At 31.3% G+C, this 422-nt stretch carries 1 protein-coding gene; it reads left to right on the forward strand.

Annotated elements, in window-relative coordinates; all coding sequences use genetic code 11:
- On the forward strand, positions 1-422 hold a 422-nt coding region (locus SB751_RS28300; RefSeq protein WP_410748824.1), incomplete at both ends, for a glycosyltransferase.

The following is a 422-nucleotide window of genomic DNA, read 5'->3' on the forward strand; positions in this document are numbered from 1 at the left end:
ATATTTAATGTTGTTGAAGATGCAAAAAAAACAATTAGAGAAGAGTTTAATTTTTCTCAAGATACTGTCTTATTAGGTATGGTTAGTCGTTTTCATCCCTTTAAAGATCATGAAAATTTAACAAAATCTTTAGGATTATTGAAAAGTCAAGGTTATAAGTTTAAGTGTTTATTAGGAGGTGCAGGTATCACAAATGAAAATGAAACTCTGCAATCATGGATTGAAGAAAATGATATAAAGAATGAGGTGATTTTAGTTGGTAGCAGGAATGATATACCTACTATTATGAACAGTCTTGATATTCATTTATTATCTAGTTCTAGTGAGGCATTTCCGAATGTTATTAATGAAGCTATGGCGTGTGGTGTACCTTGTATAACTACAGATGTTGGTGATGCCGCTATTATTGTTGGTGATACAGG

Origin of the sequence: Cupriavidus sp. SIMBA_020 (assembly GCF_046535395.1) — a bacterium.
Classification (GTDB): Bacteria; Pseudomonadota; Gammaproteobacteria; order Burkholderiales; family Burkholderiaceae; genus Cupriavidus; species Cupriavidus campinensis.